Annotated in this window: 24 protein-coding genes, 4 pseudogenes and 1 riboswitch; of the genes and pseudogenes, 16 read left to right on the top strand and 12 right to left on the bottom strand. The window is 71.2% G+C overall.

Going from position 1 to position 24,486, the window contains the following annotated elements; all coding sequences use genetic code 11:
- Positions 1-47 precede the first annotated feature (47 nt).
- The 3 genes and pseudogenes from ACWEQO_RS12460 (at position 48) to ACWEQO_RS12450 (ending at position 3,085) form a co-directional block, all read left to right on the top strand.
- Positions 48-521 carry a bifunctional nuclease family protein gene (locus ACWEQO_RS12460; RefSeq protein ID WP_003988851.1) on the top strand — a complete coding sequence of 158 codons (474 nt, stop codon included), beginning with the start codon at positions 48-50 and terminating at the stop codon, positions 519-521.
- 236 nt (positions 522-757) lie between these two features.
- Positions 758-1,444 (top strand): MerR family transcriptional regulator, encoded by a 687-nt coding sequence (locus tag ACWEQO_RS12455; protein ID WP_452981928.1) that lies wholly within the window; start codon positions 758-760, stop codon positions 1,442-1,444.
- A gap of 83 nt (positions 1,445-1,527) precedes the next feature.
- Positions 1,528-3,085: pseudogene (locus ACWEQO_RS12450) on the top strand (DNA polymerase IV).
- Here ACWEQO_RS12450 and ACWEQO_RS12445 read toward each other — a convergent pair.
- Entirely contained in the window at positions 3,001-3,378 is a 378-nt protein-coding gene (locus tag ACWEQO_RS12445; protein ID WP_452981925.1) for a PRC-barrel domain-containing protein, read from the bottom strand. The pseudogene ACWEQO_RS12450 and the gene ACWEQO_RS12445 overlap by 85 nt on opposite strands.
- Before the next feature lie 118 nt (positions 3,379-3,496).
- Positions 3,497-3,593: riboswitch (glycine riboswitch) on the top strand.
- 172 nt (positions 3,594-3,765) lie between these two features.
- Between ACWEQO_RS12445 and gcvP the strand changes: the two genes are divergently transcribed.
- The gene (gcvP, locus tag ACWEQO_RS12440; protein WP_361460418.1) at positions 3,766-6,660 is read left to right on the top strand and encodes an aminomethyl-transferring glycine dehydrogenase; all 2,895 of its coding nucleotides are present in this window, start codon (positions 3,766-3,768) and stop codon (positions 6,658-6,660) included.
- Positions 6,661-6,750: 90 nt separating this feature from the next.
- Here the strand turns inward: gcvP and ACWEQO_RS12435 are convergent, their stop codons facing one another.
- The 3 genes from ACWEQO_RS12435 to ACWEQO_RS12425 all read right to left on the bottom strand — a co-directional run bounded on the left by ACWEQO_RS12435 (position 6,751) and on the right by ACWEQO_RS12425 (position 8,323).
- Positions 6,751-7,146 (bottom strand): TOBE domain-containing protein, encoded by a 396-nt coding sequence (locus ACWEQO_RS12435; RefSeq protein ID WP_361460420.1) that lies wholly within the window; start codon positions 7,144-7,146, stop codon positions 6,751-6,753.
- Positions 7,147-7,205: 59 nt separating this feature from the next.
- Entirely contained in the window at positions 7,206-7,409 is a 204-nt protein-coding gene (locus ACWEQO_RS12430) for a DUF5999 family protein (RefSeq protein WP_279337146.1), read from the bottom strand.
- A gap of 329 nt (positions 7,410-7,738) precedes the next feature.
- The gene (locus tag ACWEQO_RS12425; RefSeq protein WP_452981920.1) at positions 7,739-8,323 is read right to left on the bottom strand and encodes a hypothetical protein; all 585 of its coding nucleotides are present in this window, start codon (positions 8,321-8,323) and stop codon (positions 7,739-7,741) included.
- A 554-nt stretch (positions 8,324-8,877) separates the two neighbouring features.
- Between ACWEQO_RS12425 and ACWEQO_RS12420 the strand changes: the two genes are divergently transcribed.
- Entirely contained in the window at positions 8,878-10,395 is a 1,518-nt protein-coding gene (locus ACWEQO_RS12420) for a glutamate-cysteine ligase family protein (RefSeq protein ID WP_361460425.1), read from the top strand.
- Positions 10,396-10,484: 89 nt separating this feature from the next.
- A complete protein-coding gene (locus ACWEQO_RS12415; protein WP_361460484.1) occupies positions 10,485-11,285 on the top strand; it encodes a CPBP family intramembrane glutamic endopeptidase in 801 nt (266 codons plus the stop codon).
- Positions 11,286-11,353: 68 nt separating this feature from the next.
- Here the strand turns inward: ACWEQO_RS12415 and ACWEQO_RS12410 are convergent, their stop codons facing one another.
- On the bottom strand, positions 11,354-12,169 hold the full coding sequence (locus ACWEQO_RS12410; RefSeq protein ID WP_361460427.1) for a PhzF family phenazine biosynthesis protein: 816 nt from the start codon (positions 12,167-12,169) through the stop codon (positions 11,354-11,356).
- A gap of 175 nt (positions 12,170-12,344) precedes the next feature.
- Between ACWEQO_RS12410 and ACWEQO_RS12405 the strand changes: the two genes are divergently transcribed.
- From ACWEQO_RS12405 to ACWEQO_RS12395, 3 genes are all read left to right on the top strand, one after another.
- Positions 12,345-12,971 carry a PadR family transcriptional regulator gene (locus tag ACWEQO_RS12405; RefSeq protein WP_452981916.1) on the top strand — a complete coding sequence of 209 codons (627 nt, stop codon included), beginning with the start codon at positions 12,345-12,347 and terminating at the stop codon, positions 12,969-12,971.
- A gap of 357 nt (positions 12,972-13,328) precedes the next feature.
- Positions 13,329-14,342: an EamA family transporter gene (locus tag ACWEQO_RS12400; RefSeq protein ID WP_361460430.1), complete on the top strand. Its 1,014-nt coding sequence runs from the start codon at positions 13,329-13,331 to the stop codon at positions 14,340-14,342.
- 245 nt (positions 14,343-14,587) lie between these two features.
- On the top strand, positions 14,588-15,541 hold the full coding sequence (locus tag ACWEQO_RS12395; RefSeq protein ID WP_452981912.1) for a DMT family transporter: 954 nt from the start codon (positions 14,588-14,590) through the stop codon (positions 15,539-15,541).
- Between the two features lie 49 nt (positions 15,542-15,590).
- Here ACWEQO_RS12395 and ACWEQO_RS12390 read toward each other — a convergent pair whose 3' ends face one another.
- Complete coding sequence (locus ACWEQO_RS12390; RefSeq protein WP_452981962.1) at positions 15,591-16,277, bottom strand: pyridoxamine 5'-phosphate oxidase family protein; 687 nt, start codon at positions 16,275-16,277, stop codon at positions 15,591-15,593.
- Positions 16,278-16,312: 35 nt separating this feature from the next.
- On the opposite strand from ACWEQO_RS12390, the gene ACWEQO_RS12385 reads away from it, so the two are divergent.
- The gene (locus ACWEQO_RS12385) at positions 16,313-17,650 is read left to right on the top strand and encodes an aminotransferase class I/II-fold pyridoxal phosphate-dependent enzyme (protein WP_361460433.1); all 1,338 of its coding nucleotides are present in this window, start codon (positions 16,313-16,315) and stop codon (positions 17,648-17,650) included.
- A 36-nt stretch (positions 17,651-17,686) separates the two neighbouring features.
- Here ACWEQO_RS12385 and ACWEQO_RS12380 read toward each other — a convergent pair whose 3' ends face one another.
- Together ACWEQO_RS12380 and ACWEQO_RS12375 are read right to left on the bottom strand one after the other, a co-directional pair.
- On the bottom strand, positions 17,687-18,154 hold the full coding sequence (locus ACWEQO_RS12380; protein ID WP_361460435.1) for a pyridoxamine 5'-phosphate oxidase family protein: 468 nt from the start codon (positions 18,152-18,154) through the stop codon (positions 17,687-17,689).
- A gap of 35 nt (positions 18,155-18,189) precedes the next feature.
- Positions 18,190-18,687, bottom strand: coding sequence for a Rieske (2Fe-2S) protein (locus ACWEQO_RS12375; RefSeq protein ID WP_452981908.1), 498 nt, complete (start codon positions 18,685-18,687; stop codon positions 18,190-18,192).
- 260 nt (positions 18,688-18,947) lie between these two features.
- On the opposite strand from ACWEQO_RS12375, the pseudogene ACWEQO_RS12370 reads away from it, so the two are divergent.
- From ACWEQO_RS12370 to ACWEQO_RS12360, 3 genes and pseudogenes are all read left to right on the top strand, one after another.
- Positions 18,948-19,058, top strand: a pseudogene (locus tag ACWEQO_RS12370) (HipA family kinase); the annotation flags it as partial.
- 416 nt (positions 19,059-19,474) lie between these two features.
- Positions 19,475-19,636 (top strand): hypothetical protein, encoded by a 162-nt coding sequence (locus tag ACWEQO_RS12365; RefSeq protein WP_361460439.1) that lies wholly within the window; start codon positions 19,475-19,477, stop codon positions 19,634-19,636.
- A gap of 562 nt (positions 19,637-20,198) precedes the next feature.
- A complete protein-coding gene (locus ACWEQO_RS12360; RefSeq protein ID WP_452981959.1) occupies positions 20,199-20,969 on the top strand; it encodes a hypothetical protein in 771 nt (256 codons plus the stop codon).
- Between the two features lie 252 nt (positions 20,970-21,221).
- Here the strand turns inward: ACWEQO_RS12360 and ACWEQO_RS12355 are convergent, their stop codons facing one another.
- Positions 21,222-21,464, bottom strand: a complete 243-nt coding sequence (locus ACWEQO_RS12355) for a hypothetical protein (protein WP_452981905.1) — start codon at positions 21,462-21,464, stop codon at positions 21,222-21,224.
- 146 nt (positions 21,465-21,610) lie between these two features.
- Here ACWEQO_RS12355 and ACWEQO_RS12350 point away from each other — a divergent pair, with 146 nt between their 5' ends.
- Together ACWEQO_RS12350 and ACWEQO_RS12345 are read left to right on the top strand one after the other, a co-directional pair.
- Positions 21,611-22,168, top strand: a complete 558-nt coding sequence (locus ACWEQO_RS12350) for an integrase core domain-containing protein (RefSeq protein WP_452981956.1) — start codon at positions 21,611-21,613, stop codon at positions 22,166-22,168.
- Complete coding sequence (locus ACWEQO_RS12345; RefSeq protein WP_452981966.1) at positions 22,165-22,614, top strand: hypothetical protein; 450 nt, start codon at positions 22,165-22,167, stop codon at positions 22,612-22,614. The genes ACWEQO_RS12350 and ACWEQO_RS12345 overlap by 4 nt, the downstream gene beginning before the upstream one ends.
- Positions 22,615-22,624: 10 nt before the next feature.
- On the opposite strand, the pseudogene ACWEQO_RS12340 reads toward ACWEQO_RS12345, so the two are convergent.
- From ACWEQO_RS12340 to ACWEQO_RS12330, 3 genes and pseudogenes are all read right to left on the bottom strand, one after another.
- Positions 22,625-22,699 (bottom strand): annotated as a pseudogene (locus ACWEQO_RS12340) (hypothetical protein); the annotation flags it as partial.
- Between the two features lie 33 nt (positions 22,700-22,732).
- Positions 22,733-22,855, bottom strand: a complete 123-nt coding sequence (locus tag ACWEQO_RS12335) for a hypothetical protein (protein ID WP_452981902.1) — start codon at positions 22,853-22,855, stop codon at positions 22,733-22,735.
- 273 nt (positions 22,856-23,128) lie between these two features.
- The gene (locus ACWEQO_RS12330) at positions 23,129-23,464 is read right to left on the bottom strand and encodes a hypothetical protein (RefSeq protein ID WP_452981899.1); all 336 of its coding nucleotides are present in this window, start codon (positions 23,462-23,464) and stop codon (positions 23,129-23,131) included.
- Between the two features lie 382 nt (positions 23,465-23,846).
- Between ACWEQO_RS12330 and ACWEQO_RS12325 the strand changes: the two are divergent.
- Positions 23,847-24,486 (top strand): annotated as a pseudogene (locus ACWEQO_RS12325) (transposase family protein); the annotation flags it as partial.

Here is a 24,486-nt window from a genome sequence, read left to right as displayed (position 1 = left end):
CCCGGCCCGACTACCCAAACGTCCCGGGCACGGCCTAGGGTTGCTGTGTGAACGAGCTCGATGTCGTAGGTGTCCGGGTCGAAATGCCCTCGAACCAACCGATCGTGCTGCTGCGTGAAGTGGGAGGCGACCGGTACCTCCCCATCTGGATCGGGCCGGGGGAGGCGACGGCCATCGCCTTCGCCCAGCAGGGCATGGCTCCGGCGCGCCCGCTGACCCACGACCTCTTCAAGGACGTGCTGGAAGCCGTCGGCCAAGAGCTCACGGAAGTGCGCATCACGGATCTGCGCGAGGGGGTCTTCTACGCGGAGCTGGTCTTCGCCAGCGGCGTGGAGGTCAGTGCCCGGCCGTCCGACGCGATAGCTCTGGCACTGCGCACGGGGACGCCGATCTACGGCAGCGACACGGTCCTCGACGACGCGGGGATCGCCATCCCGGACGAGCAGGAGGACGAGGTGGAGAAGTTCCGCGAGTTCCTCGACCAGATCTCGCCGGAGGACTTCGGCTCCAGCAGCCAGTGAGCGGCGGCAGTCGGTGAGCAGCGGTGACCGTCCCGCCGGATTCCCGCTCGGGCCGGTGGTGTGCGAGGGCGTCGCACGACCCGCACAGAAGTGCATTCGGCTAGCCTTTCCCCGCGGTGGGGCACGGGAAACCACTCTTAGGGTGATTATCACTCGGCGTGCCGAGTGTGGCGATCGTTGACGCACCCTTGGTGACTGCCTACCGTCGAGGAGGCAGGTCGAGGACGGAGGTCGGCGTGAGAAGCACCGGCGACGGTACGGCCGGGGGCGCCCCCGGACACGGTCTCGGGGCGAGCGGTCCGTACCCTCACCCAGGCCCTCAGCTCCGCGCCAGCGGGGCGTATGCCCATCACGGCAGTGCGGCCGATCATGCTCCGCAGCGGCCGGCGGCCGTGCCGGGCGGCGGAGGGGCGACGACGTCCATGGTGTCCGAGGAGATCGGCTATCGCGGCCCCACGGCCTGCGCGGCCGCCGGCATCACCTACCGGCAACTGGACTACTGGGCCCGTACGGGACTGGTCGAGCCGAGCGTGCGGCCCGCGCACGGCTCCGGGACGCAGCGGCTGTACAGCTTCCGGGACGTCGTCGTCCTGAAGATCGTCAAGCGGTTCCTGGACACCGGGGTGTCGCTGCAGAACATTCGTACCGCCGTCCAGCATCTGCGGGAGCGGGGCTTCCGTGACCTGGAGCGCATGACGCTGATGAGCGACGGCGCCACGGTCTACGAGTGCGACACGCCGGACGAGGTGCATGCCCTGCTCCAGGGCGGCCAGGGGATTTTCGGGATCGCCGTCGGTGTGGTGTGGCGGGATGTCGAGAGCGCGCTGTCCCAGTTGCACGGGGAGCGCGTCGACACCGGGGAGACGCTGATCGGGCCCAACCCGGCGGACGAGCTGGCGCGGCGGCGGAACCGCGCGGTCTGAGCCGTCGGGCCGGCTGGGCGACCCGTGCCGTTCGGGGCGGTCGGTGGCCGGCACTGTCAGTGGCATAGGGCAGCATCGGGGATGTGAGATCCGCGCCCACCATCCTGCACCTCGACATGGACGCCTTCTACGCCTCGGTGGAGCAGGCGTCCAAGCCGAGCCTGCGGGGGAAAGCCGTGATCGTGGGCGGGCTCGGGCCGCGCGGGGTGGTCGCCACCGCCTCGTACGAGGCCCGGCTCTTCGGCGTGCGTTCCGCGCTGCCCATGGCCCAGGCGCGGCGGCTCGCGCCGAACGCGGCGTACCTCGTGCCGCGCTTCGCGTTCTACCGGTCGATCAGCGACCAGGTGATGGGGCTGCTGCGGGAGCTGTCGCCGCTGGTGGAGCCCTTGAGCCTGGACGAGGCGTTCGTGGACCTGGAGGCCGGCGGGGCGGCCTGGGACGAGCGGTCGGCCCGGCTGGCCGGGGCGAGGCTGCGCGCGGACATACGGGCGGTCACCGGGCTCACCGGGTCCGTCGGGCTCGCCGCCTCCAAGATGCTGGCGAAGATCGCCTCGGAGCAGGCGAAGCCCGACGGACTGGTGCTCATCGAGCCGGGGAGGGAGCGGGCCCTGCTGGCGCCGCTCCCGGTCCGGACGCTGCCGGGGGTGGGGCCCGCCACCGGTGACCACCTGCGCAGGGCCGGGATCCACACGGTCGAAGAGCTCGCCGAGGCCGGGGAGGACGAGCTGGTGCGGTTGCTCGGCAAGGCACACGGACACGCGCTGTACGCCATGGCCCTGGCACGGGACGAACGGCCCGTGGTGGCCGAGCGGGAGACGAAGTCGGTGTCGGTCGAGGACACGTACGACGTGGACATCCACGACCGGGTGCGGGTCGGGACGGAGGTACGGAGGCTCGCCGACCGCTGTGTGAGCAGACTGCGGGGAGCGGGGCTGGCGGGACGGACCATCGTGCTGAAGGTGCGGCGCTACGACTTCTCGACGCTCACCCGGTCCGAGACGCTGCGGGGCCCCACGGACGATCCGGCGGTGGTGCGCGAGGCGGCGGCGCGGTTGTTGGGCTCGGTCGACACGACAGGCGGGGTACGGCTGCTGGGCGTGGGAGTCAGTGGACTCGCGGACTACACCCAGGAGGACCTGTTCGCGCAGGCGGCGGAGGTCCGGGGGGAGGAGTCGCCGGGCGAGGAGGAGCAGTCGGCCGCGCCCAGGGAGGAAGAACAGCGGACGAGCGCGGGGCGGAGCTGGCCGGCCGGGCACGATGTGCGGCACAGCGAGTACGGGCACGGGTGGGTCCAGGGCAGCGGCCTGGGCCGGGTCACGGTCCGGTTCGAGACGCCCGGCTCGGCGGTGGGACGGGTGAAGACCTTCCGCACCGACGACCCGGCCCTGCAACCGGCGGATCCGCTGCCACTGGTGGACCGAAGTCCCGGGGAGGGCGAGAGGCCGCGGGTCGGCGCGGAGACGAGCGACGGCTCGGGAGCGGCCCGGGGGAGCATGGACCCGGGGCACTCGCAGGTGTGAGGGGGCCGTGGGCTTCGTGCTTCCGGCTCCGAGGGCTCAGGCCGGGTGGTCGTCCCGGTCGGCGAGTGTGCCGAAGTCGTGGTCCGGAAGCGGGGGAGGCGCGGAGATGTCCAGACCGTAGTGGTGGTAGAGCTGGAGTTCCTGCTCGGGGGAGAGGTGGCGGCCCACGCCGAAGTCGGGGGCGTCCTTGATCAGGGCGCGTTCGAAGGGAATGTGGAGGCTGCCGTCTATCAGCTCGCTCGGCTCCAGGGGGACGAAGGCGTCCCTGCTGAACAGGCCGGTGCGTATCGCCGCCCACTCGGGTATGCCGGTGGCGTCGTCGAGATAGACCTCGTCGATGGTGCCGATCCGGGTTCCGTTGCGGTCGAACGCTTTACGGCCGATCAGGTTGCGCGGATCGATGTCGGTCTGCACGGGCCCTCCACTGGTCGCAATCCGCAGTCATTCGTCAGCACTACGAAACGGCACAATCGGTCCGGCGGCCACTCGAAGGTACGGGGGTTGCCCTCGCTGGTACGCTGACAGCGGCTGCTGACCCCGTGCGGGAGAGTCCTCCGGACACCATCGGAGGGCGCCGAAGGAGCAAATCCTCCCCGGAAACTCTCAGGCCCACGTACCGCATGGACGAGGTCACTCTGGAAAGCAGGGCGGGTGTCGACGGCTCCCGCTCTCACCGACGGTGAAAGCCGGGCGCCCTGCGGCGGTCCGGTGAAGCTCTCAGGTCGAGATGACAGAGGGGGAGGCCGTCCGGGCACCCGTCATGGTGCCCCTCGAAGGTCGTCAGACCAGGAGGCCTCCACAATGACCGCCCACCGCATTCCCCTCTCCGAGCTCGAACAGGGAACGCCCTTCGAGCAGCGTCACATCGGCCCCGACCACGAGGCCCGCGCCAAAATGCTCGCGCAGGTGGGCTACGGCTCGCTCGACGAGCTGACGGCCGCGGCGGTCCCGGATGTGATCAAGAACGCCGACGCACTCGACCTGCCGGGCGCCCGGACCGAGCCCGAGGTGCTGGCCGAACTCCGGTCGCTGGCCGACCGCAACGAGGTGCTCGGCTCCATGATCGGGCTCGGGTACTACGGGACCTTCACGCCGCCCGTCATCCTGCGCAACGTGATGGAGAACCCCGCCTGGTACACGGCCTACACGCCCTACCAGCCGGAGATCTCGCAGGGACGGCTCGAGGCGCTGCTGAACTTCCAGACCATGGTGGCCGAACTGACCGGCCTGCCGACCTCCGGGGCCTCACTGCTCGACGAGGGCACGGCCGCCGCCGAGGCGATGGCGCTCTCGCGGCGCATGGGCAAGAACAAGAACGGCCTGTTCCTGGTCGACGCGGACGCGCTGCCGCAGACGATCGCCGTGATCGAGACCCGTGCCGAGCCGACCGGCGTCGAGGTTGTCGTCGCCGACCTGAGCGAGGGCATCCCCGCCGAGATCGCCGAGCGCAAGATCAACGGTGTGCTGATCCAGTACCCGGGCGCCTCCGGAGCCGTGCGTGACATCAAGCCGGTGATCGACCGGGCGCACGAGCTGGGCGCGCTGGTCACCGTCGCCGCCGATCTGCTCGCCCTCACGCTGCTGACGTCGCCCGGCGAACTCGGCGCGGACATCGCGGTCGGCACGACCCAGCGCTTCGGTGTGCCCATGGGGTTCGGCGGACCGCACGCCGGATACATGGCCGTGCACGAGAAGATGGCGCGCAGCCTGCCCGGACGGCTCGTCGGCGTCTCCGTCGACGCGGACGGCGACCAGGCCTACCGGCTCGCGCTCCAGACCCGTGAGCAGCACATCCGCCGGGAGAAGGCCACCAGCAACATCTGCACCGCCCAGGTGCTGCTCGCCGTGATGGCAGGCATGTACGCCGTCTACCACGGCCCCGAAGGGCTGCGGACCATCGCGTGGCGCACCCACCGTTACGCGACCGTCCTCGCCGAGGGGCTCCGGGCCGGCGGCGTGGAGATCGTCCACGGCTCCTACTTCGACACGCTGACCGTGCGGGTCCCGGGGCGGGGTGCCGAGATCGTCGCCGCGGCGCGGGACAACGGCGTCAACCTGCTCCTCGTCGACGCCGACCACGTCTCGATCGCCTGCGACGAGACCACCACACGGGCCAGGCTCGCCGCGGTGTGGAGCGCCTTCGGCGTCGAGGCCGGCGTCTCCGACGTCGCGGCCCTGGACGCGGCGGCGCCCGACACCCTGCCGGACGCCCTGCTGCGCACCGACGAATACCTGACGCACCCCGTCTTCCACCAGCACCGATCCGAGACCGCGATGCTGCGCTACCTGCGTCGGCTCGCCGACCGCGACTACGCGCTGGACCGCGGGATGATCCCGCTGGGCTCCTGCACCATGAAGCTCAACGCGACCACGGAGATGGAGCCGATCACCTGGCCCGAGTTCGGGCAGCTGCACCCCTTCGCGCCGGCCGAGCAGGCCGAGGGCTACCTCACGCTCATCCACGAACTGGAGGAGCGTCTCGCCGAGGTCACCGGCTACGACAAGGTGAGCCTCCAGCCCAACGCGGGTTCCCAGGGCGAACTGGCCGGGCTGCTCGCCGTGCGCGGCTACCACCGGGCCAACGGCGACGAGCAGCGCACCGTCTGCCTCATCCCGTCCTCCGCGCACGGCACCAACGCCGCCAGCGCCGTCATGGCGGGGATGAAGGTCGTCGTCGTGAAGACCGCCGAGGACGGCGAGGTCGACATGGCCGACCTGCGGGCGAAGATCGAGCAGTACCGCGACGAACTGTCGGTGCTGATGATCACGTACCCGTCGACGCACGGTGTGTTCGAGGAGCACGTCGCCGAGATCTGCGCGGCGGTGCACGAGGCCGGCGGCCAGGTGTACGTGGACGGCGCGAACCTCAACGCACTGGTCGGGCTGGCCAAGCCCGGACACTTCGGCGGCGACGTCTCGCACCTGAACCTGCACAAGACCTTCTGCATCCCGCACGGTGGCGGCGGCCCCGGCGTGGGCCCGGTCGGGGTGCGGTCGCACCTGGCGCCGTACCTGCCGAACCACCCGCTCCAGCCCGGTGCCGGGCCGGAGACCGGGATCGGGCCGGTCTCGGCCGCCCCGTGGGGCTCCGCGGGCATCCTGCCCATCTCGTGGGCGTACGTCCGGCTCATGGGCGGCGAGGGGCTCAAGCGGGCCACCCAGGTGGCGGTGCTCAGCGCCAACTACATCGCCAAGCGCCTCGAGCCGCACTACCCGGTGCTCTACACCGGCCCCGGCGGGCTGGTCGCGCACGAGTGCATCATCGACCTGCGCCCGCTGACCAAGGCGACCGGCGTGAGCGTGGACGACGTGGCCAAGCGGCTGATCGACTACGGCTTCCACGCGCCGACGATGTCGTTCCCGGTGGCGGGAACGCTGATGATCGAGCCGACCGAGTCCGAGGACCTGGCCGAGCTCGACCGGTTCTGCGAGACGATGATCGCGATTCGCGCGGAGATCGAGAAGGTCGGTTCCGGCGAGTGGCCCGCGGACGACAACCCGCTGCGCAACGCCCCGCACACCGCCGCCGCGCTCGGCACGGAGTGGGAGCACCCGTACAGCCGTGAGGAGGCCGTCTTCCCGACGGGGGTGAGCGCGGCCGACAAGTACTGGCCGCCGGTGCGCCGTGTCGACCAGGCCTTCGGCGACCGCAACCTGGTGTGCTCCTGCCCGCCGCTGGACGCGTACGACGACTGACGCGCAGGACCCGGTCCCCGGGACCGAGGAGTGGAAGGGCTCCGCACCGGCCGCAGAGCCGGAGCGGAGCCCTTCGGTGTACGGGTTCCGTCAGGCGCGGTCGATATGGACGTTTGTCGACTTCACGCGTGCGGTGGCCTCCATGCCGACCTCCAGTCCGAGCTCCTCGACGGCCTCGCGGGTCAGCAGCGAGACCAGGCGGTGCGGGCCCGCCTGGATCTCGACCTGGGCCGCCACGTCGCCGAGTTTGACCGCGGTGACGATGCCGGGGAAGGCGTTGCGGGCCGAGGTGTAGGGCGTGCCCTCCTCGGTGGCGCCGGCCTGCGCGAGGCCGACGGAGAACGCGGCCAGGTCCCGCCCGTCGACGAGCCGCCGTCCGCCTTCGTCGCGATGGGTGGTGAGCCGGCCCGCGTCCGCCCAGCGTCGGGCGGTGTCCGGGCTGACGCCGAGCAGCCGCGCTGCCTGGCCGATCGTGTAGGACTGCATGCCGATCACGATAGGCGGCGAGCGGAACCGGGTGGGCGCAGAGCCGCTCCCGGCGGAGCTCAGGCGGAGGTCATCACCGCGGGACCTCCGGGACGCTGCGGGGCGATGCTCCTGCCGTCGGGCAGGAGCTCACCGGTGTCCTCGAAGAGCACGACACCGTTGCACAGCAGGCTCCAGCCCTGCTCCGGGTGGTGCGCCACGAGACGGGCGGACTCCCGGTCGGCGGATTCGGCTGAGGGGCACGGAGACGGATGCTGGCACATGGGTGGGATCTTTCGCTCTGTGGTGACCTGCGGGTTGGCTGTTGTCTGTGGTGCGCGGCGTGAGACCTCGTTCATGGCCGCCCCCCGTTGTCATAGGTCGGTCGGAAACAAGTGTTGCCCTCCGGGCGGCGATCCGCAGGGATTTCGCGGCACCGCCCCTCACAGGTCGATGACGCGTCACCCGCGCGGACGGTTCACCTCAACTGCACTGTCACTTCGGGTGGTTCCGCATGGCCGGATGAGGCTAGTCCGAGGGTTCGGAGCGCTCGGGGCACACGCGTGTGCCCCGCCGCTGGGATCGGGCGGCGGGGCACGGGAGCGCGCGTCGGTCAGGCGGGTGAGCCGAGCAGGCGGTCGGGCTTCACCCGGTGGGTCAGCACCGGGAGGAGTTCCGCGACCAGGTGCGGGCGGTGGGCCGCGATGCCGGGCGGTGCGGGAGCGAGCGGGACGAGCAGGTCGGTGGCGGCGGGATGGCCGGTGGCGCCGTCCGCGGTGAGGTCGCCGTGCAGCCAGAGGGTCAGCATGTAGAGGCCGGGCACCGACAACAGCCGGGGCTGGTACGGCTGTGCCAGGGACTCGGCCTGACGCAGGGCCAGTTCGGTGGAGGCGAGGTACGGACCCTCGAAGAAGCGGGAGAAGGTCCAGCCGTCGGGGGTCAGTACGGTGTCGGCCGCGGCCACCGCCCGGTCGCCGCAGCGGATCAGGAAGCGCCAGCCGGCCAGTCGCGTCGCGGACACGCCCTCGGGGGTGATCTGGTCCAGGACGTGCACGGGCAGCGGCAGTTCGGGCGAGACCGGTCCCTGGGCACCGAGGAGGGAGGGGGTTCGGGCCTCGCTGACCGCGGTGGGGGAGGAGAGCGCGGTCAGGACGGAACGCAGTGCGGGCGCGGGGGCCGGGGGGACATGCAGGGGCATGGTGGGTCGCCTCTCATTCGAAGGCACGGTGGCACGAGGGCGGGGCGGACGACGCTGTCAGCTCGCGAAGGGTCGGAAGGCAGGGGCCGGGGGCCTGAGCGCGCGAGGTGGGGGTGAGGACTGCCGCACGCCACCTCGAGGGCTGGATCACTCGACCGTGGGCGCCAACCTTCTGCCCTGTCCACGGAGTTTATACGACGCGTGTTCGGGCTGTGTTTCCACTAGCTGTTTTCGACCCGCTGAACAAGGGTACTTCTGGTCGATGAAACGGGGGAATCGTCCCGATTCCGAACCAGGTGCACGGCGATGACCTCGATAAAGGTCCGTGAAGCGGTAGGCCTATTGTCATCGGCGTTTTTCACGAGTCCGTCATCGCGTTGTTGCGTTCCCCGTCGGCCATGCCGCGTGAATGTGCCAGTGGACACATTCGACCAGCGTAGCGGTCCGCAGATCGGTCCGGGGCGTTATCGATCGCATCCACGGGGCATCCTCCCCTGTGGACCGGGACCCCGGCGGCCGATCATCGGACCGCCCAGCCGAGGAAGGACGCTTCGATGGGGGAGAAGGTGGTGGCAGGCGGGTTCGACCTGTCCGATCGCCAGCGCTACCGCGACAAGCTCCGCAGGTGCCTGACGGGCTTGGAACGACTCCTGGCGGAGAAGCGGTTCGACCGCCCCAAGAACCTCGTGGGGCTGGAGATCGAATTGAATCTCACGGGCGCCGACGGCATGCCCAAAATGTTGAACGGACAAGTCCTCGAACGGATCGCGAGCCGGGACTTCCAGACGGAACTCGCCATGTTCAACCTGGAAGTCAACATAGCCCCGCACCGTTTGGACGGGCGGGTATTCGACCGGCTGGCCGAGGAACTGCGCACCTCACTCTCGTACGCCGACCGGAAAGCCGCCGAGGTGGACGCCGGGATCGTGATGATCGGTATTCTGCCGACGCTGGACCGCGACGACCTCGTCTCCTCGAATCTCTCCGAAGTCGACCGCTACACCCTGCTCAACGACCAGATTGTGGCCGCCCGCGGGGAGGACTTCAGCCTTGACATCGACGGGGTGGAACGCCTCAGCTGCACCTCCAAGTCGATCGCGCCCGAGGCCGCCTGCACCTCGGTGCAGCTGCACCTTCAGGTCACTCCGAACCGTTTCGCCGATGTGTGGAACGCGGCTCAGGCGGTCGCCGCCGCCCAGATCGCCGTCGGCGCCAACTCGCCCTTCCTGTTCGGCCGCGAGCTGTGGCGCGAGTCCCGGCCGCCGCTGTTCCAGCAGTCCACCGACACCCGGCCGCCCGAGCTGCAGGCACAGGGCGTACGGCCGCGCACCTGGTTCGGGGAGCGCTGGGTCACCTCGGCGTTCGACCTCTTCGAGGAGAACCTGCGCTACTACCCGGCCCTCCTGCCCATCTGCGACGACGAGGACCCGCTCGAGGTACTGGACAAGGACGGCACCCCCACGCTCGCCGAACTCGTCCTGCACAACGGCACCGTCTACCGTTGGAACCGACCGGTCTACGGCGTCGCCGACGGCGTCCCCCACCTGCGGGTGGAGAACCGGGTCCTGCCCGCCGGGCCCACCGTCGTCGACATCGTCGCCAACGCGGCGTTCTACTACGGCCTGGTCCGCGCCCTCGCGGAGGACAGCCGCCCGGTGTGGACCCGGATGCCCTTCGAGACCGCCGCCGCCAACTTCGACGCCGCCTGCAGGCACGGCATCGAAGCCCGCCTCACCTGGCCCCGGCGCGGGCGCTACGGCGGTACGGCCGAGGTGGACGCGGTCACCCTGGTACGCGACGAACTGCTGCCGCTGGCCGAGGCGGGGCTGGACGCGTGGGGCATCGAACCCGCGGACCGGGACCTGTACCTCGGCGTGATCGAGGAACGCTGCCGGCGTCGGCAGAACGGCGCGAGCTGGCAGGCCGCGACCTTCCACCGGGCCCTGGACGACGGCCTGACCCGGGAGACGGCGCTGGCCGCCACCACCCGGCGCTACCGCGAGCTGATGCTGAAGGGCGATCCGGTCCACACCTGGCCCGTCGGCCTCCCGGACCCGGTGCCCGCGACCTGACACCGGGGCGGGCCCACCAAGGACCGCCCGTCGAGCCGTCGGACGCTGCCCTCATACTGATCGGACGGATCGGTGATGTGGAGGCAGCAGTGCAGGCGGAGGCGGGCCCGCGGGCCGATGAGTATCCTCAGCGGCGGCTCACGCGGACGATGCTCCGCAACGAGACGCTGCTCGTGCTCGCGGTGTCGCTCGGCGCGAGCGGAGTGTCCGCGCTGATCAGTTTCATCGGTTCGGTCACCCGGCCGGGCGGCCTGAAGGACCAGGCCGCCACCCTCAACGCCTCGGCGGCACCGGGCCGTCCCTGGCTCGACCTGGCCTGGCAGCTCTTCGGGATCACCACCGCGCTCGTTCCCGTCGCGCTCGTCGCCCACTTCCTGCTGCGCGAAGGCGCGGGGCTGCGCGTCCTCGGGTTCGACCGCACCCGGCCCTGGTCCGACCTCGGCCGCGGGGCGGCGGTCGCGGCGGTCATCGGCAGCAGCGGCATCGCCTTCTACCTGGCCATGCGCGAGTTCGGCTTCAACCTCACCGTGGTGCCCGAGGCGCTGCCGGAGGTGTGGTGGAAGTTCCCGGTGCTGATCCTCTCGGCACTGCAGAACTCGATCCTCGAGGAGGTCATCGTCCTCGCGTACCTGCTGCGCAGGCTCGAGCAGTTGGGCTGGACGCCGGGCGCCGCGACGGCGGCGAGTTCGGTGCTGCGCGGTTCGTACCACCTCTACCAGGGCATCGGCGGTTTCATCGGCAACATGGTCATGGGCGTGGTGTTCGTGTTCCTCTACCGCCGCTGGGGCCGGGTGGGGCCCCTGGTGGTCGCGCACACACTGCTCGACATCGGTGCGTTCGTGGGGTATGCGCTGCTCGCGGGCAAGGTGGGCTGGCTGCCCACGGCCTGAACGGTCCGGAGAACGGGAAGGGGCGTGCCGGCCGTGCCGGTGCGCCCCTCCGCCGTTCCGGCGCCCGGTCAGGCCAGGAGTTCGCCCTCGATGACCGTCACCGCCCGTCCGCCCAGCAGGGTGCGCTCGCCGCACAGCTCCGTGCGGACGCGGCCGGAGCGGGGTGAGGCCTGGAGGCCGGTGAGACCGGGGCGTCCGAGGCGCTCGGACCAGTAGGGGGCCAGCGCGGTGTGGGCGCTGCCGGTGACGGGGTCCTCGTCGATGCCGACGTTCGGGAAGAAGCAGCGGGAGACGAAGTCGTACTCCCCGGAGGGGTCCGCCGCGCGGGCGGTGGCGATGACGCCGCGCTCGGAGTGGGCGCCGAGGGCCTTGAGATCGGGTCGCAGGGCGTGGACGGTCTGTTCGTCGGCGACCTCGACCAGCAGGTCCTTGACGTTCGGGCCGGTGTCGAAGGCCGTGAGCGGTTCGGTGCCCAGTGCCTCGGCGATCCCCGCGGGGACGTCGAGCCGGGTGAGCGGCGCCGTGGGGAAGTCCAGGGTCACGGAGCCGTCCTCGGCCGGCGTCGCGACGAGGACACCGCTGAGGGTGGCGAACCGGACGGGGCCCTGGTGGGCGCCGGTGGTGTGCAGGACGTGCGCGGTGGCCAGGGTCGCGTGACCGCACATCGCGACCTCGGTGGCGGGGGTGAACCAGCGCAGCGCCCAGTCGGCCGGGCCGCCCTGGGGCAGCGGGTGGGCGAAGGCGGTTTCGGCGTGGTTGACCTCCAGGGCGACGTTCTGGAGCCAGGTGTCGTCCGGGAACGTGTCCGCGTCCAGGAGGAGAACCCCGGCGGGGTTGCCGGAGAAGGGCCGGTCGGTGAAGGCGTCGACGATTCGAATGCGCATGCCCTGACGGTACGGGCTGAGCAAAGCCGCAGGCCAAGGCCGATGCGGGCGCGTTGGACCGCCCGCACGGTTCGCTCCGCCCGGCAACGGGCGGCCGAGGGGTTGTCCGGCGACAGTGAGCGATATATCGTTGAGATATCGCGACAGATCGACGACGGAATGGAGAGTGGTTGCGATGCGTACCCATGGTGGCGAGCACGGCCGGGGCGGCCCGCCCGGTGGCCGGAGCGACTTCGACCGGCCGCGCGCCGCGTTCGGGCCGTTCGGCCCGTCGGGGCCCGGTGGGCGTGGCGGCCCCGGCTTCGGCCCGGGTTTCGGTCACGGCTCCTGGAGCGGCGGCCGAGGACGCGGCGGGCCGAGGGGAAGGGCGCGGCGCGGTGACGTACGGGCCTCGATCCTCGCCCTGCTGAAGGACCGCCCGATGCACGGCTACGAGATGATCCAGGAGATCGCCGAGCGCAGCGGCGGGGCGTGGAAGCCCAGCCCCGGATCGGTGTACCCCAACCTGCAGCTGCTGGAGGACGAAGGGCTGATCACCAGCGAGTCCGAGGGCGGCAAGAAGCTGTTCGCGCTCACCGACACCGGTCGCACGGCGGCCGAGGAGGGCCCCGAGGCGCCGTGGGAAGAGGCCTCGCGCGGGGTCGACTGGGAGGCGCTGGGCGAGATCCGGCAGGCCGGGTTCGGCCTGATGGAGGCCTTCGGGCAGGTCTGGAAGACCGGCAGCAAGGAGCAGCGGGAGAAGGCGCTCACCGTCATCAACGAGGCCCGCAAGAAGCTGTACCTGATCCTCGCCGACGACTGAGGGCGGACGTGCGGCCCTGAGGCGACCTGAGAGAAGCGGCCCGGCTCTCCTTCTCTAGGAGGGCCGGGCCCGGTGCGTCCGCTGGTCGGGGGACAGGGAGACGCTCCCCTCCGGCGCGGCGCCGGCTGCGGCCGACGCCGCGGAGCGCCGGGTGGCGCGGGTCTGCTCGCGGCGATCGTCGTGGACCCGCAGCCCGTGCCGCCCAGGTGCCCGAGCGGGCCGGAGTCGACTCCCGCGCCCTGCTCGCCCGGCTTGGGGCGCGGGCCGGAGACCCGGCTCCCGGAAAACCGGGAGCCGCCGTCCAGTAAGTGAGACAGGAGCCATGGGGATGACGCTCCTGTCGGCGCCTGACATCATGTGCCGGTGTCCACCTCTGTCAGTACCCGGAACACCCGGGGCACCCGTGGGAAAGGCGTGGGGCTCGGCCTCGCGCTGTTGTCCGCGGTGGCCTTCGGCGGCTCCGGTGTCGCCGCCAAGCCGCTGATCGAGGCGGGACTGGACCCGCTGCACGTCGTCTGGCTGCGGGTGACGGGCGCGGCCCTGGTCCTGCTGCCGCTGGCGGTGCGCCACCGGGGGCTGCTGCGCAGCCATCCGGCGCTGCTCGCGGGGTTCGGGCTGTTCGCCGTCGCCGGTGTCCAGGCCTGCTACTTCGCGGCCATCTCCCGCATCCCCGTCGGCGTCGCCCTGCTCGTCGAGTATCTGGCGCCCGCCCTCGTCCTCGGCTGGGTGCGGTTCGTCCAGCGGCGGCCGGTGACCCGGGCGGCGGCGGTCGGTGTGGTCCTGGCGGTGGGCGGACTGGCCTGCGTCGTGGAGGTGTGGTCGGGCCTCGGCTTCGACGTCCTCGGACTGGCGCTCGCGCTCGGCGCCGCCTGCTGTCAGGTCGGGTACTTCGTCCTGTCCGACCAGGGCAGCGACCACGGCGACCGGGCACCGGACCCGCTCGGGGTGATCGCCTACGGCCTGCTCGTCGGCGCCGCCGTGCTCACCCTCGTCGCCCGTCCGTGGTCCATGGACTGGTCGGTGCTGGGCGGCACCGCGAGCATGGACGGCACCCCGGTCGCGGCCTTCGTCCTGCTGGCCTGGATCGTCCTCGTCGCCACGGTCGTCGCGTACGGCACCGGAGTGCTCTCGGTGAGGCGGCTCTCGCCGCAGGTCGCGGGGGTCGTGGCCTGCCTCGAAGCGGTCATCGCCACCGTGCTGGCCTGGGTGCTCCTCGGTGAACACCTGTCGGCGCCGCAGCTCGTGGGCGGTGCGGTGGTGCTGGCGGGCGCGTTCATCGCCCAGTCCTCCGCACCGGCCAGGAACTCCGAAGGGCCGGTGGCGAGCGGAGGGCCCGAAAGGGAGTTGTCCACACCCGGAACTGCCGCCTAAGGTGCTGATCATGCATGCGCGCGCACTCGTTCTTCCGCCTCCCGCCGCCTGAGGCGGGTCCACAGCTCCCTTCGCCCGGCGCGCCGCCGGGCCTTGCGGTGCTGCCCGCAGACGCAGTCCGCGGACCCCGTCGGCCCGGCTCGATCCGGGCCTGATCCGGGGCTCCCCACCCCCCTTCGCGCAGTGCGCACCGCCGTGAGCGGTGCGTACCCGCGCGTACCCGTGCGCACCTGCGGAGAGAACACGTGTCGAACGCCGTATCCGGCCTGCCCGTCGGGCGAGGCCTGCTCTATCTGATCGTCGCCGGTGTCGCCTGGGGCACCGCCGGCGCCGCCGCGTCGCTGGTCTACCGGGCCAGTGACATGGGCCCGGTCGCCCTTTCCTTCTGGCGCTGCGCGACCGGACTCATACTGCTGCTCGGGGCCCGCGCGCTGCTCCCGCGCACCCGGACCGCGCCCGGGCCCCTGGGCCGCAGGGTGTGGCGGGCCGTGGCCACCGGGATCGCGCTCGGCGTGTTCCAGACGGCCTACTTCGCCGCCGTCGCCGCCACCGGGCTGGCCGTGGCCACCGTCGTGACCCTCGGCGCGGGGCCCGTTCTGATGGCGCTCGGCGCACGACTGCTCCTGGCGGAGCGGCTCGGCCGGGGCGGGAACGCCGCCGTCGCCGGGGCGCTCGCCGGGCTCGTCGTCCTCGTCCTCGGCGGCGGGGAGGCGGTCGTGGACCTGTGGGGCGTGCTGCTCGCGCTCCTGTCCGCGGCGGGCTACTCGGCGATGACGCTGCTCACCCGCTGGTGGGGGCGGGACGGCGGGCTGGACGCCTCCGGCACGACGGTCGGGGCGTTCGCCGTCACGAGTGTGCTGCTGTTGCCGTTCGCCGCGGTCGAAGGGCTGGTCCCGCACACGGGCGACCCCGGTCTGCTGCTGTGCCTCGTGGCGTACGTCGCAGCGGTCCCGACCGCTCTCGCCTACGGCCTGTACTTCGCGGGCGCGGCCGTCGTGCGGTCGGCCACCGTGTCCGTGATCATGCTGCTGGAGCCGGTGAGCGCGGCGGTGCTCGCCGTCGCCCTGCTCGGGGAGCGGCTCACCTCGGCCACGCTGGGCGGCACCCTGCTGATGCTGGGCGCGGTCGCGGGGCTCGCGGTGGGCGAGGCCCGGCTCGCGCGGGCCCGCAGGGCGGAGGGCGAGGCGGTACCGGCGTGACGGACGGGGCCCCGGGCCCCGTCCGGCGCGGTAGCGGGGCGGGGCCGGGTCACAGGGCCGCCAGATACTCCGGCAGTTCCGTGCCGGGGGCCAGGGCGGGATCGGGGAGCGGGGTGCCGTAGCCGCGGCTCAGGGGGACGACGCCCGCCCAGTGGGGGAGGGCGAGGTCCTCCGGCTCGTCGTTGACGCCGCCGGTACGGAGCTTGGCGGAGACCTCGGTCAGGTCGAGACGGATCACCGCGGTGGCGGCCAGCTCCTTCTTGTCGGCCGGACGGGAGTCGGCCGCGCGGCCGGGGACGACCTGGTCGACCAGGGCGTCCAGCGACTGCCGCTTCTCCTCGGGGTCGGTCACGTCGTGCGCGAGGCCGTGCACCACCACGGAGCGGTAGTTGATCGAGTGGTGGAAGGCGGAACGGGCCAGCACCAGCCCGTCCACATGGGTGACGGTCAGACAGACCGGGAGGCCGGACCCGGCCCTGCCCGCCGCGCGCAGCGGACGGGAGCCCGTCGAGCCGTGCACGTAGAGCCGCTCGCCGACCCGGGCGTACAGCGTGGGCAGCACCACCGGCGCGCCGTCGCGGACGAAACCGAGGTGGCAGACGTATCCCTCGTCGAGTATCGCGTGCACCAGCTCCCTGTCGTACGCGGCGCGGTGGGGGGAGCGGGTGGGGACGGTGCGCTCGGTGGGCTGGTAGCCGGTGGCGGGTCGCTGCTGCGGCGGCCGGGTCCCCTGCATGGCGTTCTCCATTGCACTAGTGCATAATCTGCTTTGTGCTAGGAGAGTATCGGATCAGTGGGCGGCGCGCAGCGGAGATTTCGGCGAGCATCGAGCGCGCGGTGGGTGAAGGGGATCTCGAGCCGGGCGAACTTCTGCCCCCGATGCGGGAGTTGGCGGAACGGCTCGGGGTGAATCCCAATACCGTCGCGTCCGCGTACCGGACCCTGCGCGAGCGCGGGGTGATCGAGACCGCGGGCCGACGGGGGAGCCGGGTGCGGCCCAAACCGGCCACGACGGCGCGCGACTTCGTCCGGGTCCAGGTCCCGCCGGGCGTGCGGGACCTCTCCGACGGCAACCCGGATCCCGCGCTGCTGCCCCCGCTGGCCGAGGCGTTCGCGGCCGCGGCCGGGCAGGGGGACCGGGAGCCGGTGCTCTACGGGCATGCTCCCGTGGAGCCCGGACTGGTGCGGCACGCACGCGCCTGGCTGGACGCCGACGGTGTTCCCGACGGTCCCGTCGCCGTCGCCTCCGGCGCCCTGGACGCCGTGGAGCGGGTGCTCGCGGCCCACCTCAAGCAGGGGGACGCGGTCGCCGTGGAGGACCCGGGGTGGGGAAGCGTGCTGGACCTGGTCCCGGCCCTCGGGCTGCGGACCGTCCCGGTCGGCGTCGACGACGAGGGACCGCTCCCCGACGACGTACGGCGTGCGCTGACGGGCGGGGCGCGTGCGCTGATCGTGACGGACCGGGCGCAGAACCCGACCGGGGCCGCACTGAGCGCAACGCGCGCCCGTGCCCTGCGGGCGGTGCTCGCGGACCACCCGCAGACGCTGCTGATCGAGGACGACCACGGGCACCACATCGTCGACCTGCCCCTGCACCCCCTCGCCGGCCCCACCCGGAACTGGGCCTTCGTGCGTTCGACGGCCAAGGCGTACGGCCCCGACCTACGGCTCGCGGTACTCACCGGGGACGCGGTCACCCTCGACCGGGTACGCGGGCGGCAGCGGCTCGGGCCGGGCTGGGTCAGCCGCACCCTCCAGCGCGCGGTGCTCCGGCTGTGGGCCGACGGGGTGGTGGACCCGGGCGCGGTGGCGGCGGAGTACGGGCGGCGCCGGGACGCCCTGATCGGGGCGCTGGCCCGGCAGGGGGTCACGGCGCACGGACGCAGCGGTATGAACGTGTGGGTGCCGGTGCCGGACGAGACCGGCACCGTCGCACGCCTGCTGCACGCGGGCTGGGCGGTGGCCCCCGGCGCCCGCTTCCGGATGAGCGCGGCGCCGGGCCTCCGCATCACCGTGTCGACGCTCACGGAGGACGAGATCGGCCCCCTGAGCAGGGCGGTCACCGCGGCGATCGGACCGGACGCGCCGGAGTCCAGGACGTACGTGTAGGATCTCCCGCGCGGACGCCCCTGCGAGCCGGCCCGCCTAGCGAGCGCCCAGCTTGCGGAAGTCCCAGGAGACGACCTTCTCCGGGGTCAGTCGCATCCAGGCGTGCCGGCCGTCGTGCGGCATCTCGTCCAGGCCGAAGTTCTTGCGCGCGAACAGGGTCTCGGGGACGTCGAGTTCGGCGCGGAGTTCGCCGGTGCGCGGTATCTCGCCCACGAACTCGATCCGCCCGGACAGCTCCGCGCCGCGCAGTTCGTCGTACTCCTCGCCGGTGTCGACCACGATCGCCACCCGCTGGTCCCGGCGCAGGTCGGCCCAGCGCTTGGAGCGCACCACGGAGTACAGCCACAGCGAGGTGCCGTCCCAGGCGAACCAGAGCGTGCTCACATGCGGCGCGCCGTCGGCCGACACCGTGGCGACCCGGCAGGTGCGCTGAACGGTGAGGAAGTCGTCCAGTTCGCCCGGCGTCATCATGATCTTCCGGCCCCGGCGCTGCGTGGCGGTCATGCGGTCCCTCTTTTCTCACAGGAACAGGATCAGGCTCACGCGAGCCTGATCGAGTCCCCGCTGACGGTGATCTCCACGGGCGGCAGCGGAGCGGTCGCCGGACCGCCCTGCACACTGCCGTCGGTGATCGAGAAATTGCTGTTGTGGCAAGGGCAGTTGATGACTCCGTCGGCGACGCTCTGCACCGCGCACCCCCGGTGGGTGCAGGTCGCCGAGAACGCCTTGAACTCGCCCGCCGTCGGCTGGGTCACCACCACCTTGCTGTCGGCGAAGACCTTCCCGCCACCCTCGGGGATGTCGGCGACCGCGGCGAGCTCGGCACCGGCCGTGCTCTCGTCGCCGCCCGAACCTCCGCCGCTCGCGTCGTTGCCGTCCTGCGGGCCGCTGGACGTGCCGGGGCCCGCGGACGAGCCGGCGGCGTCCTCGGAGCCGCCGCAGGCGGTCAACGCGGCGGCGAGGCCCGCCGCTCCGGCCGCCGCCACGACGGTACGACGGGCAGGTCCCGATGCGAGCTGATGCGATGCGCTGGTCATGCGGGTGTGTCCCTTCCGGGAGATTGCGTGATCTGGCAGGAGGTACGGTCAGCGGGCCCACGTCGTTCAGGCCGTGCGGAGAGCTTGACCCGCGCCCGGTCGGAGGGGCGTAAGGCACAGCCGTCGTTTCGCTGTCGGCGTGACGCGATGCACCGCCGTACGGAGACGAGCGCCGCCCGCGCCGACCGGAACTCCCCGGAGCACGGGGATCTTGGGACGGTCGCGGATTGCAAGGTCAAGGGATCGCGTAGCCTGGCGAAATGCTGACCGGGGTCACCGCCGCCCGCTACATCACGCCGCTGCGCGAGGGCGGCTCGCTGCCGGGACTGGTCGAGGCCGACGACCTCGGCACGTACGTGGTGAAGTTGTCCACCTAGGGGTGTGGGCCTGCGGCGATGCGGTCAGGAGCGGAGCCGACCTGGGGGGGATGAGTCTTTCAGCGTCTTTCGGCATCATGCCGCGTTACGCAGTCGATCCTCCCCACACGCTCCCCGGCGGCGCGGATTCTCTCCAGGTTCTCCCCAGGGAGTGCCGTTGCCGAAGACCTCGGTGGACTGAGAGTCAGCACTGCCGGGAGAACACTCAGTGCCTGCTGCAGGGAGGACGCTACGCCGGTCAGCCGAGGCGAAAGCGGCTGCTGCGGCCGGGGTCGTGGAGCCATGGCAGTTTCTGGTCGTCACAGAGGACCCGACAGCAAGCTGGGGAGGATGACGCCTCGTAGTCGTCGACTATTCGCCGTGGCGGAACACCCGGACCTGGTGACCAGAAATCGAGCACGGGATGGATCGTGCTGGACAGTCCCGCCTCCACCCCGCACGGCAACTGGCTGGGACCCCTGGGCGTCTGCTCGTTGGTCATCCAGGGCATCGTCGTCGTCATGGCCGGCGTGGCGCTGAGCGGGCCCGCCCCGCTGCGGCCGGGCCACCTCGTCAGGAGGCGAAGTCGGTGACACCCGGCCTTCGGCCCGATGACCCGGGTTCCGGTCCGCCCAAGGAGCCGCCCGCATCGCCATGAACACAGCCGGTTGCGGGCAGCGGGCACGCGTCCGGGGCGCCCGGGCGGGCCCGCCGACCGCGGGTGCCCGGTGACGAGGACCGGGGGCCGACGTCAGGTTTTCGCCTTCATCGAGACGTTCTGCGGGAACGTCACCCCGCGGACGGCACCACGTCACGGGCCCGCCCGCGTGCTCGAGTGCCCCGCCCGTCACCCGGCAGCACAACGGGAATACCGGTTTCGCCTGATGTGTCAACGAACGACCGCTGGGCTGCGGGTGAGCAGGCGCCAGAAAAGTCCCCCGGACAGCGTATCGGGGCATCAAGCCCGCTACAGGAAAACTCATCTGGTTACCCGTCAGCACGCCATGACACGGCACACAGGCATCCCTCTGTAACCCGATTGGAGTCAATCTTCGACCTTCCCTTATGTCTAGATATGGCAGATATGGGAATCGGTCAGTACGTTCATCACGAGTCGGCTGGCCGGCCGATTTACCGAGACAGGAGAAGCGCGTGATGAAGACCCGTCCCACTGTCGTTACCGCGGCCGTCGCGGCCGCCGCGGCCCTGGCCGCCACCGGTATCACCTACGCTTCGGCGTCCGCCAATGAGTCGGCCCAGGCGGCCCCCGCGGTCCAGCAGGCAGCCGCCCCCGTCCCCGCTTCGGCCCCCACGGGCGGCGACTCCGGCAAGGGCAACGAGGGCAAGGACAGCGAAGGCAAGGGCAACGAAGGCAAGGACAGCGAAGGCAAGGGCAACGAAGGCAAGGACAGCGAGGGCAAGGGCAACGAAGGCGGCGACTCCGGCAAGGACAACGAGGGCAAGGACAGCGAAGGCAAGGGCAACGAGGGCAAGGGCAACGAAGGCGGCGACTCCGGCAAGGACAACGAGGGCAAGGGCAACGAAGGCGGCGACTCCGGCAAGGACTACGAAGACAAGGACTACGAAGACCGAGACTTCGAAGACAAGGGCCACGAAGACCGGGGCTTCGAAGGCCGGATCCACATCAACGAGCGTTCCTACTCGGCCCACCCGGGCGACTGCATCACCGTCGTGAGCGGCCTGGGCTCCCGCAGCCTGAACATCCGCAACGACAGCCGGCGGACCGTCGAGGTCTTCCGCGGAGCCACCTGCGACAACGGCGCCCCCATCGCCACCGTCGGACCGCACAGCTCCAGCAACGGCGTGCGCCCCCGCCATGTCGAGGGCGGCGTCTTCGTCAAGCACGGAGTGGTGGGCAGCTTCCGGGTCGTCGGCCACCACTTCGGCGGACACGGCGGACGCTGACCCGACCGCCACCCCGGCACAGCATGAAGACCCCGGCCCGCTGGAATCAGGCCGGGGTCTCCCTCCTGCAGCACCCCACCCCGAACACCCGCTTTCCCGCACCTGCCCGGGCACCCCGTCATGAAATCGGACAACGACGCCCTCCCTGTCAGCCACCCTCCTCCTCGGTCGCAACTGACCTGCACCGATTCATGATCAAGGGACTTTGCAGGCGGCGAGTTCGGTGCCGTCGCCCGGGGTCGTGTGGAAGTGTCATGGGTGGGATGTCGGTCCGTTGCCGATCACCCGGTTTGTGCCGTTGTGCGGTTCGGTCATCTGCTCGGTGCCGATGGCGCCGAGCAGGTCGAGTCGGCCGGCGGTGTCGCTGCCCGGTGCGGCGGTGAGGATCACGATGTGCGGGTCGCCTCCGGGGTCGGTGAGGATGTCACAATCGAGGTCGAGCGGCCCGATCTCGAAAGGGTGGGCGGTTTTGGTGTGCAGGGCGTGACTGCTCACCTCATGGGTGTCCCTGCCCTTGCCGGAAATCTCATCCGCCCTGGTGGGAGCCGGTATGTGAGGTGGACGAGATGCCGGGCGCGGTCGTTCGAGTCGGCGCTCTCGCACGGCTGTCGAGCCTCGCGGCATGATGGCCGGCTGTGCTGATGCGACTGGCCTGTCCGGGCGTGACCGACGCGTTCGCCATGCTGCGCCTGCTCCCGCTGGGCGATCGGGACAAGGACGCCGAGATCCCGGTCCTGGGCGCGACCGCGCACCCGACCGCCGCCTGGGTGGTGCGGGCCGCGAAGAACCTCGTCATGGACCTCGAGGACGCAGGCCTGCGGGTGCGGTTCCTGCTCCGGGACCGGGACGGCAAGTTCCCCGCCCTGTTCGATGCCGTCCTCAAGGACGCGGGGATCGAGGCCGTGGTCAGCGGCGTCCGGATGCCGCGGATGAATGCGCTCATGGAACGGTGGGTACCGGCCTGCCGGTGCGAGCTCCTGGACCGCACCTTGGTCTGGAACCAGCGTCACCTGCTCCGCGTCCTGTGCGAGTGCGCACACTTCTACCACGGGCACCGGCCCCGCCAGGGCATCGGGCATGCCCGTCCGTTGTACCCGTTGCCCGCGCCGGTCGCCGATACGGTCAGGATGGCCCGCCTGGAGGTACGACGGCGCGACCGCCGCGGCGGCATCCTCCACGAGTACGAGCAGGCGGCATGACCTGCACGGACGAAATTTTCGGCAAGCGCAACGTCGTCGGTGGCGACCATGCCGGGAACGGAGTCCTCGAACGAGTGGTCCGCGCGCAGCACCGCGAGATCGAGCACCGGGTCGAGCCGAGCCACAGTGCTCTGGACGGCCGACCCCTCGCCGGAGTCGAGCTGATCAAGCGCCACCGCCGCACCCACCACGTCCGCGCCCAGGTTCCTGAGCACATGCGAAGCTGTCACGAACACCGCTGGTGCGACCTGGAAGCACGTGCCCTGCGGCTCGCCGCCAAGAGCGAGCACCCGGCCGAGAAAGCCCGGTGCCTGCCCCTGTTCGGTCGGCATGAGGTCACCCGTCAAACGGCGCTGGAGCCTCAGAAGGCGGGGCAGTACGTGAATCCGGCGTGTACGAGAGCCGGACACGGAGGGCGGCGTCGGCCGAGGCTGCCGCGACAATGACGTTGCCGTCGGTCGCGAACTTGAGAGCGAAATCCACCTCGAGCTGGTCCGGACGCACGCTCCGCTCAGCGAGCCGACCCACCATGTCGACGGTGGTCGACGCCACCTCCACGAACGTCTACTGCGCTCTCTCGTAGGCGTCGACGACCTTCTCCCGCGTCCTGTCGAAGCCGGCCCCCGTTTCCTCGGAGCCTGCCACCGCCGTCGTCTTGACCAAGACCTCGACATCTCCGATGCGCATCGGAGCCAGACGACCGGCCACCTCCTCACCTCCCTGCTGTTCGCACAGCAGCCAGTGCGAACGGAATCAGATGAAGTTGGAGTACAAAGACCAGTGCAATCGGCATAGACGCGCTGCGCGACTCGCCCACAGCGCGCGGCCGATTCATCAACCGACTCCGGAAACACACGAGTCAGCACACCGCTTGCGACCCGATGCCACGACCGCTTGCTCGCCGTCAGTGCGGAGCCTTCCCGAGAGCCTGGGACGCCGGTCGTGACAGCGGTGGATCGGTTACTTCTCGTCGAAGACGGGGTCCTCCGGTGTGTGGGTGAGCCGTACGGTATTGCCGTTGGTGACCTCGACGACGGTGTCGAATCCCGTCCACTGCCCAGTGGAGAGGATGAACAGCCTGTCCTCCCGTTGCGCCAGGTAGACGCGGAAGCCGGCCAACGAGGGGTCGCCGTCGTTGAGCTGAAGGTAGCCCGCCAGTCGGCGGAACAGCTTGGGCAGCAGCACCGCGGTGTCGGTCAGGGCGGTCATCCCCTCCACCTTCGCCCCGTTCTGGGTCTGGTCCTTGGGCCACAGGCCCAGGTCGCTCTGCCGGGCCTGCCGGGCGGCCGCGGTCATCTCCTCGCGCAGGTCGACGAAGAGCCGGCGGCAGAAGGTGGGGTAGGCCAGACCCGCGGTGAGCTGGTGATGATTGGCCGTCAGGCGCAGCTGCTCCGGGGTGACGTTGATGAACGTGCCGCTGCTGCCCGGGGCGTCGGGGCCGCGGCCGGCGCACGATGGTGCGGGTGCCGGCCGGAGAGCCGGTCAGGTCGACCAGGCCGGTCAGCTCGGCGACTTCGGCCCCGGCATGCAGTGAGCTTCTTCCCACCTGCCGCCCAGGTTGTTCAGTCGGGCTGACAGACAGGTGAAGCCCCTGGTAGATGGGTTCTCGACCAAGAAATCCGTCTCCACCAGAGGCTTCGTGTGCTTGTCCACCCTTTCTCAAGCTCTCGGCTTCACTGACGGCCACCCGTATGCCCAGCTCGCGGCCGGGTTCGGCATCGGAACCACGACCGCATACCGGTACATCACCGAGACCGCCGAGCTCCTGGGCCGCCCTCGCCCCGAGCCTTGCGGAGGCGGCCCGGACGACAACGACCAAGGCGTTCGTGCTGTTGGACGGGAACCTGCTGCCGATCGACCGGACTGCGACGGACCGGCCCTTCTCCTCCGGAAAGCACAAGAAGCACGGGATGAACGTGCAGATCCTGGCCGACCCTCCCCCCAGCCTTCGGCCGGGAGGCGCCCCCAGGCCGACTGCTGTGGGCCTCACCGGCTCTGCCCGGTGCCGTCCACGACATCCGGGCCGCCCGTGAGCACAGCATCGTCCGCACTCTTGCGGACGTCGGCATCAAGTGCTGGGCCGACAAGGGGTACCGGGGTGCCGGAGGCACGATCCGTGTCCCGTGCTGGGGTCGCTGGGAGACCCTTTCCAGGGGCCAGAAAGCCGTCAACCGGGCTCACGCAAAGATCCGAGCCCTGGTCGAACAGGCCGTGGCCACCCTCAAGTCCTGGCGGCTCCTCCGCAGACTGCGGTGCTCGACCACCCGCATCACGAGCCTCGCCCAGCCGTCCTCCGCCTGCATCCGGCCAGCTCAGAC

Source organism: Streptomyces sp. NPDC004051, assembly GCF_053604275.1.
This window is presented reverse-complemented; position numbering and strand designations above follow the sequence as displayed.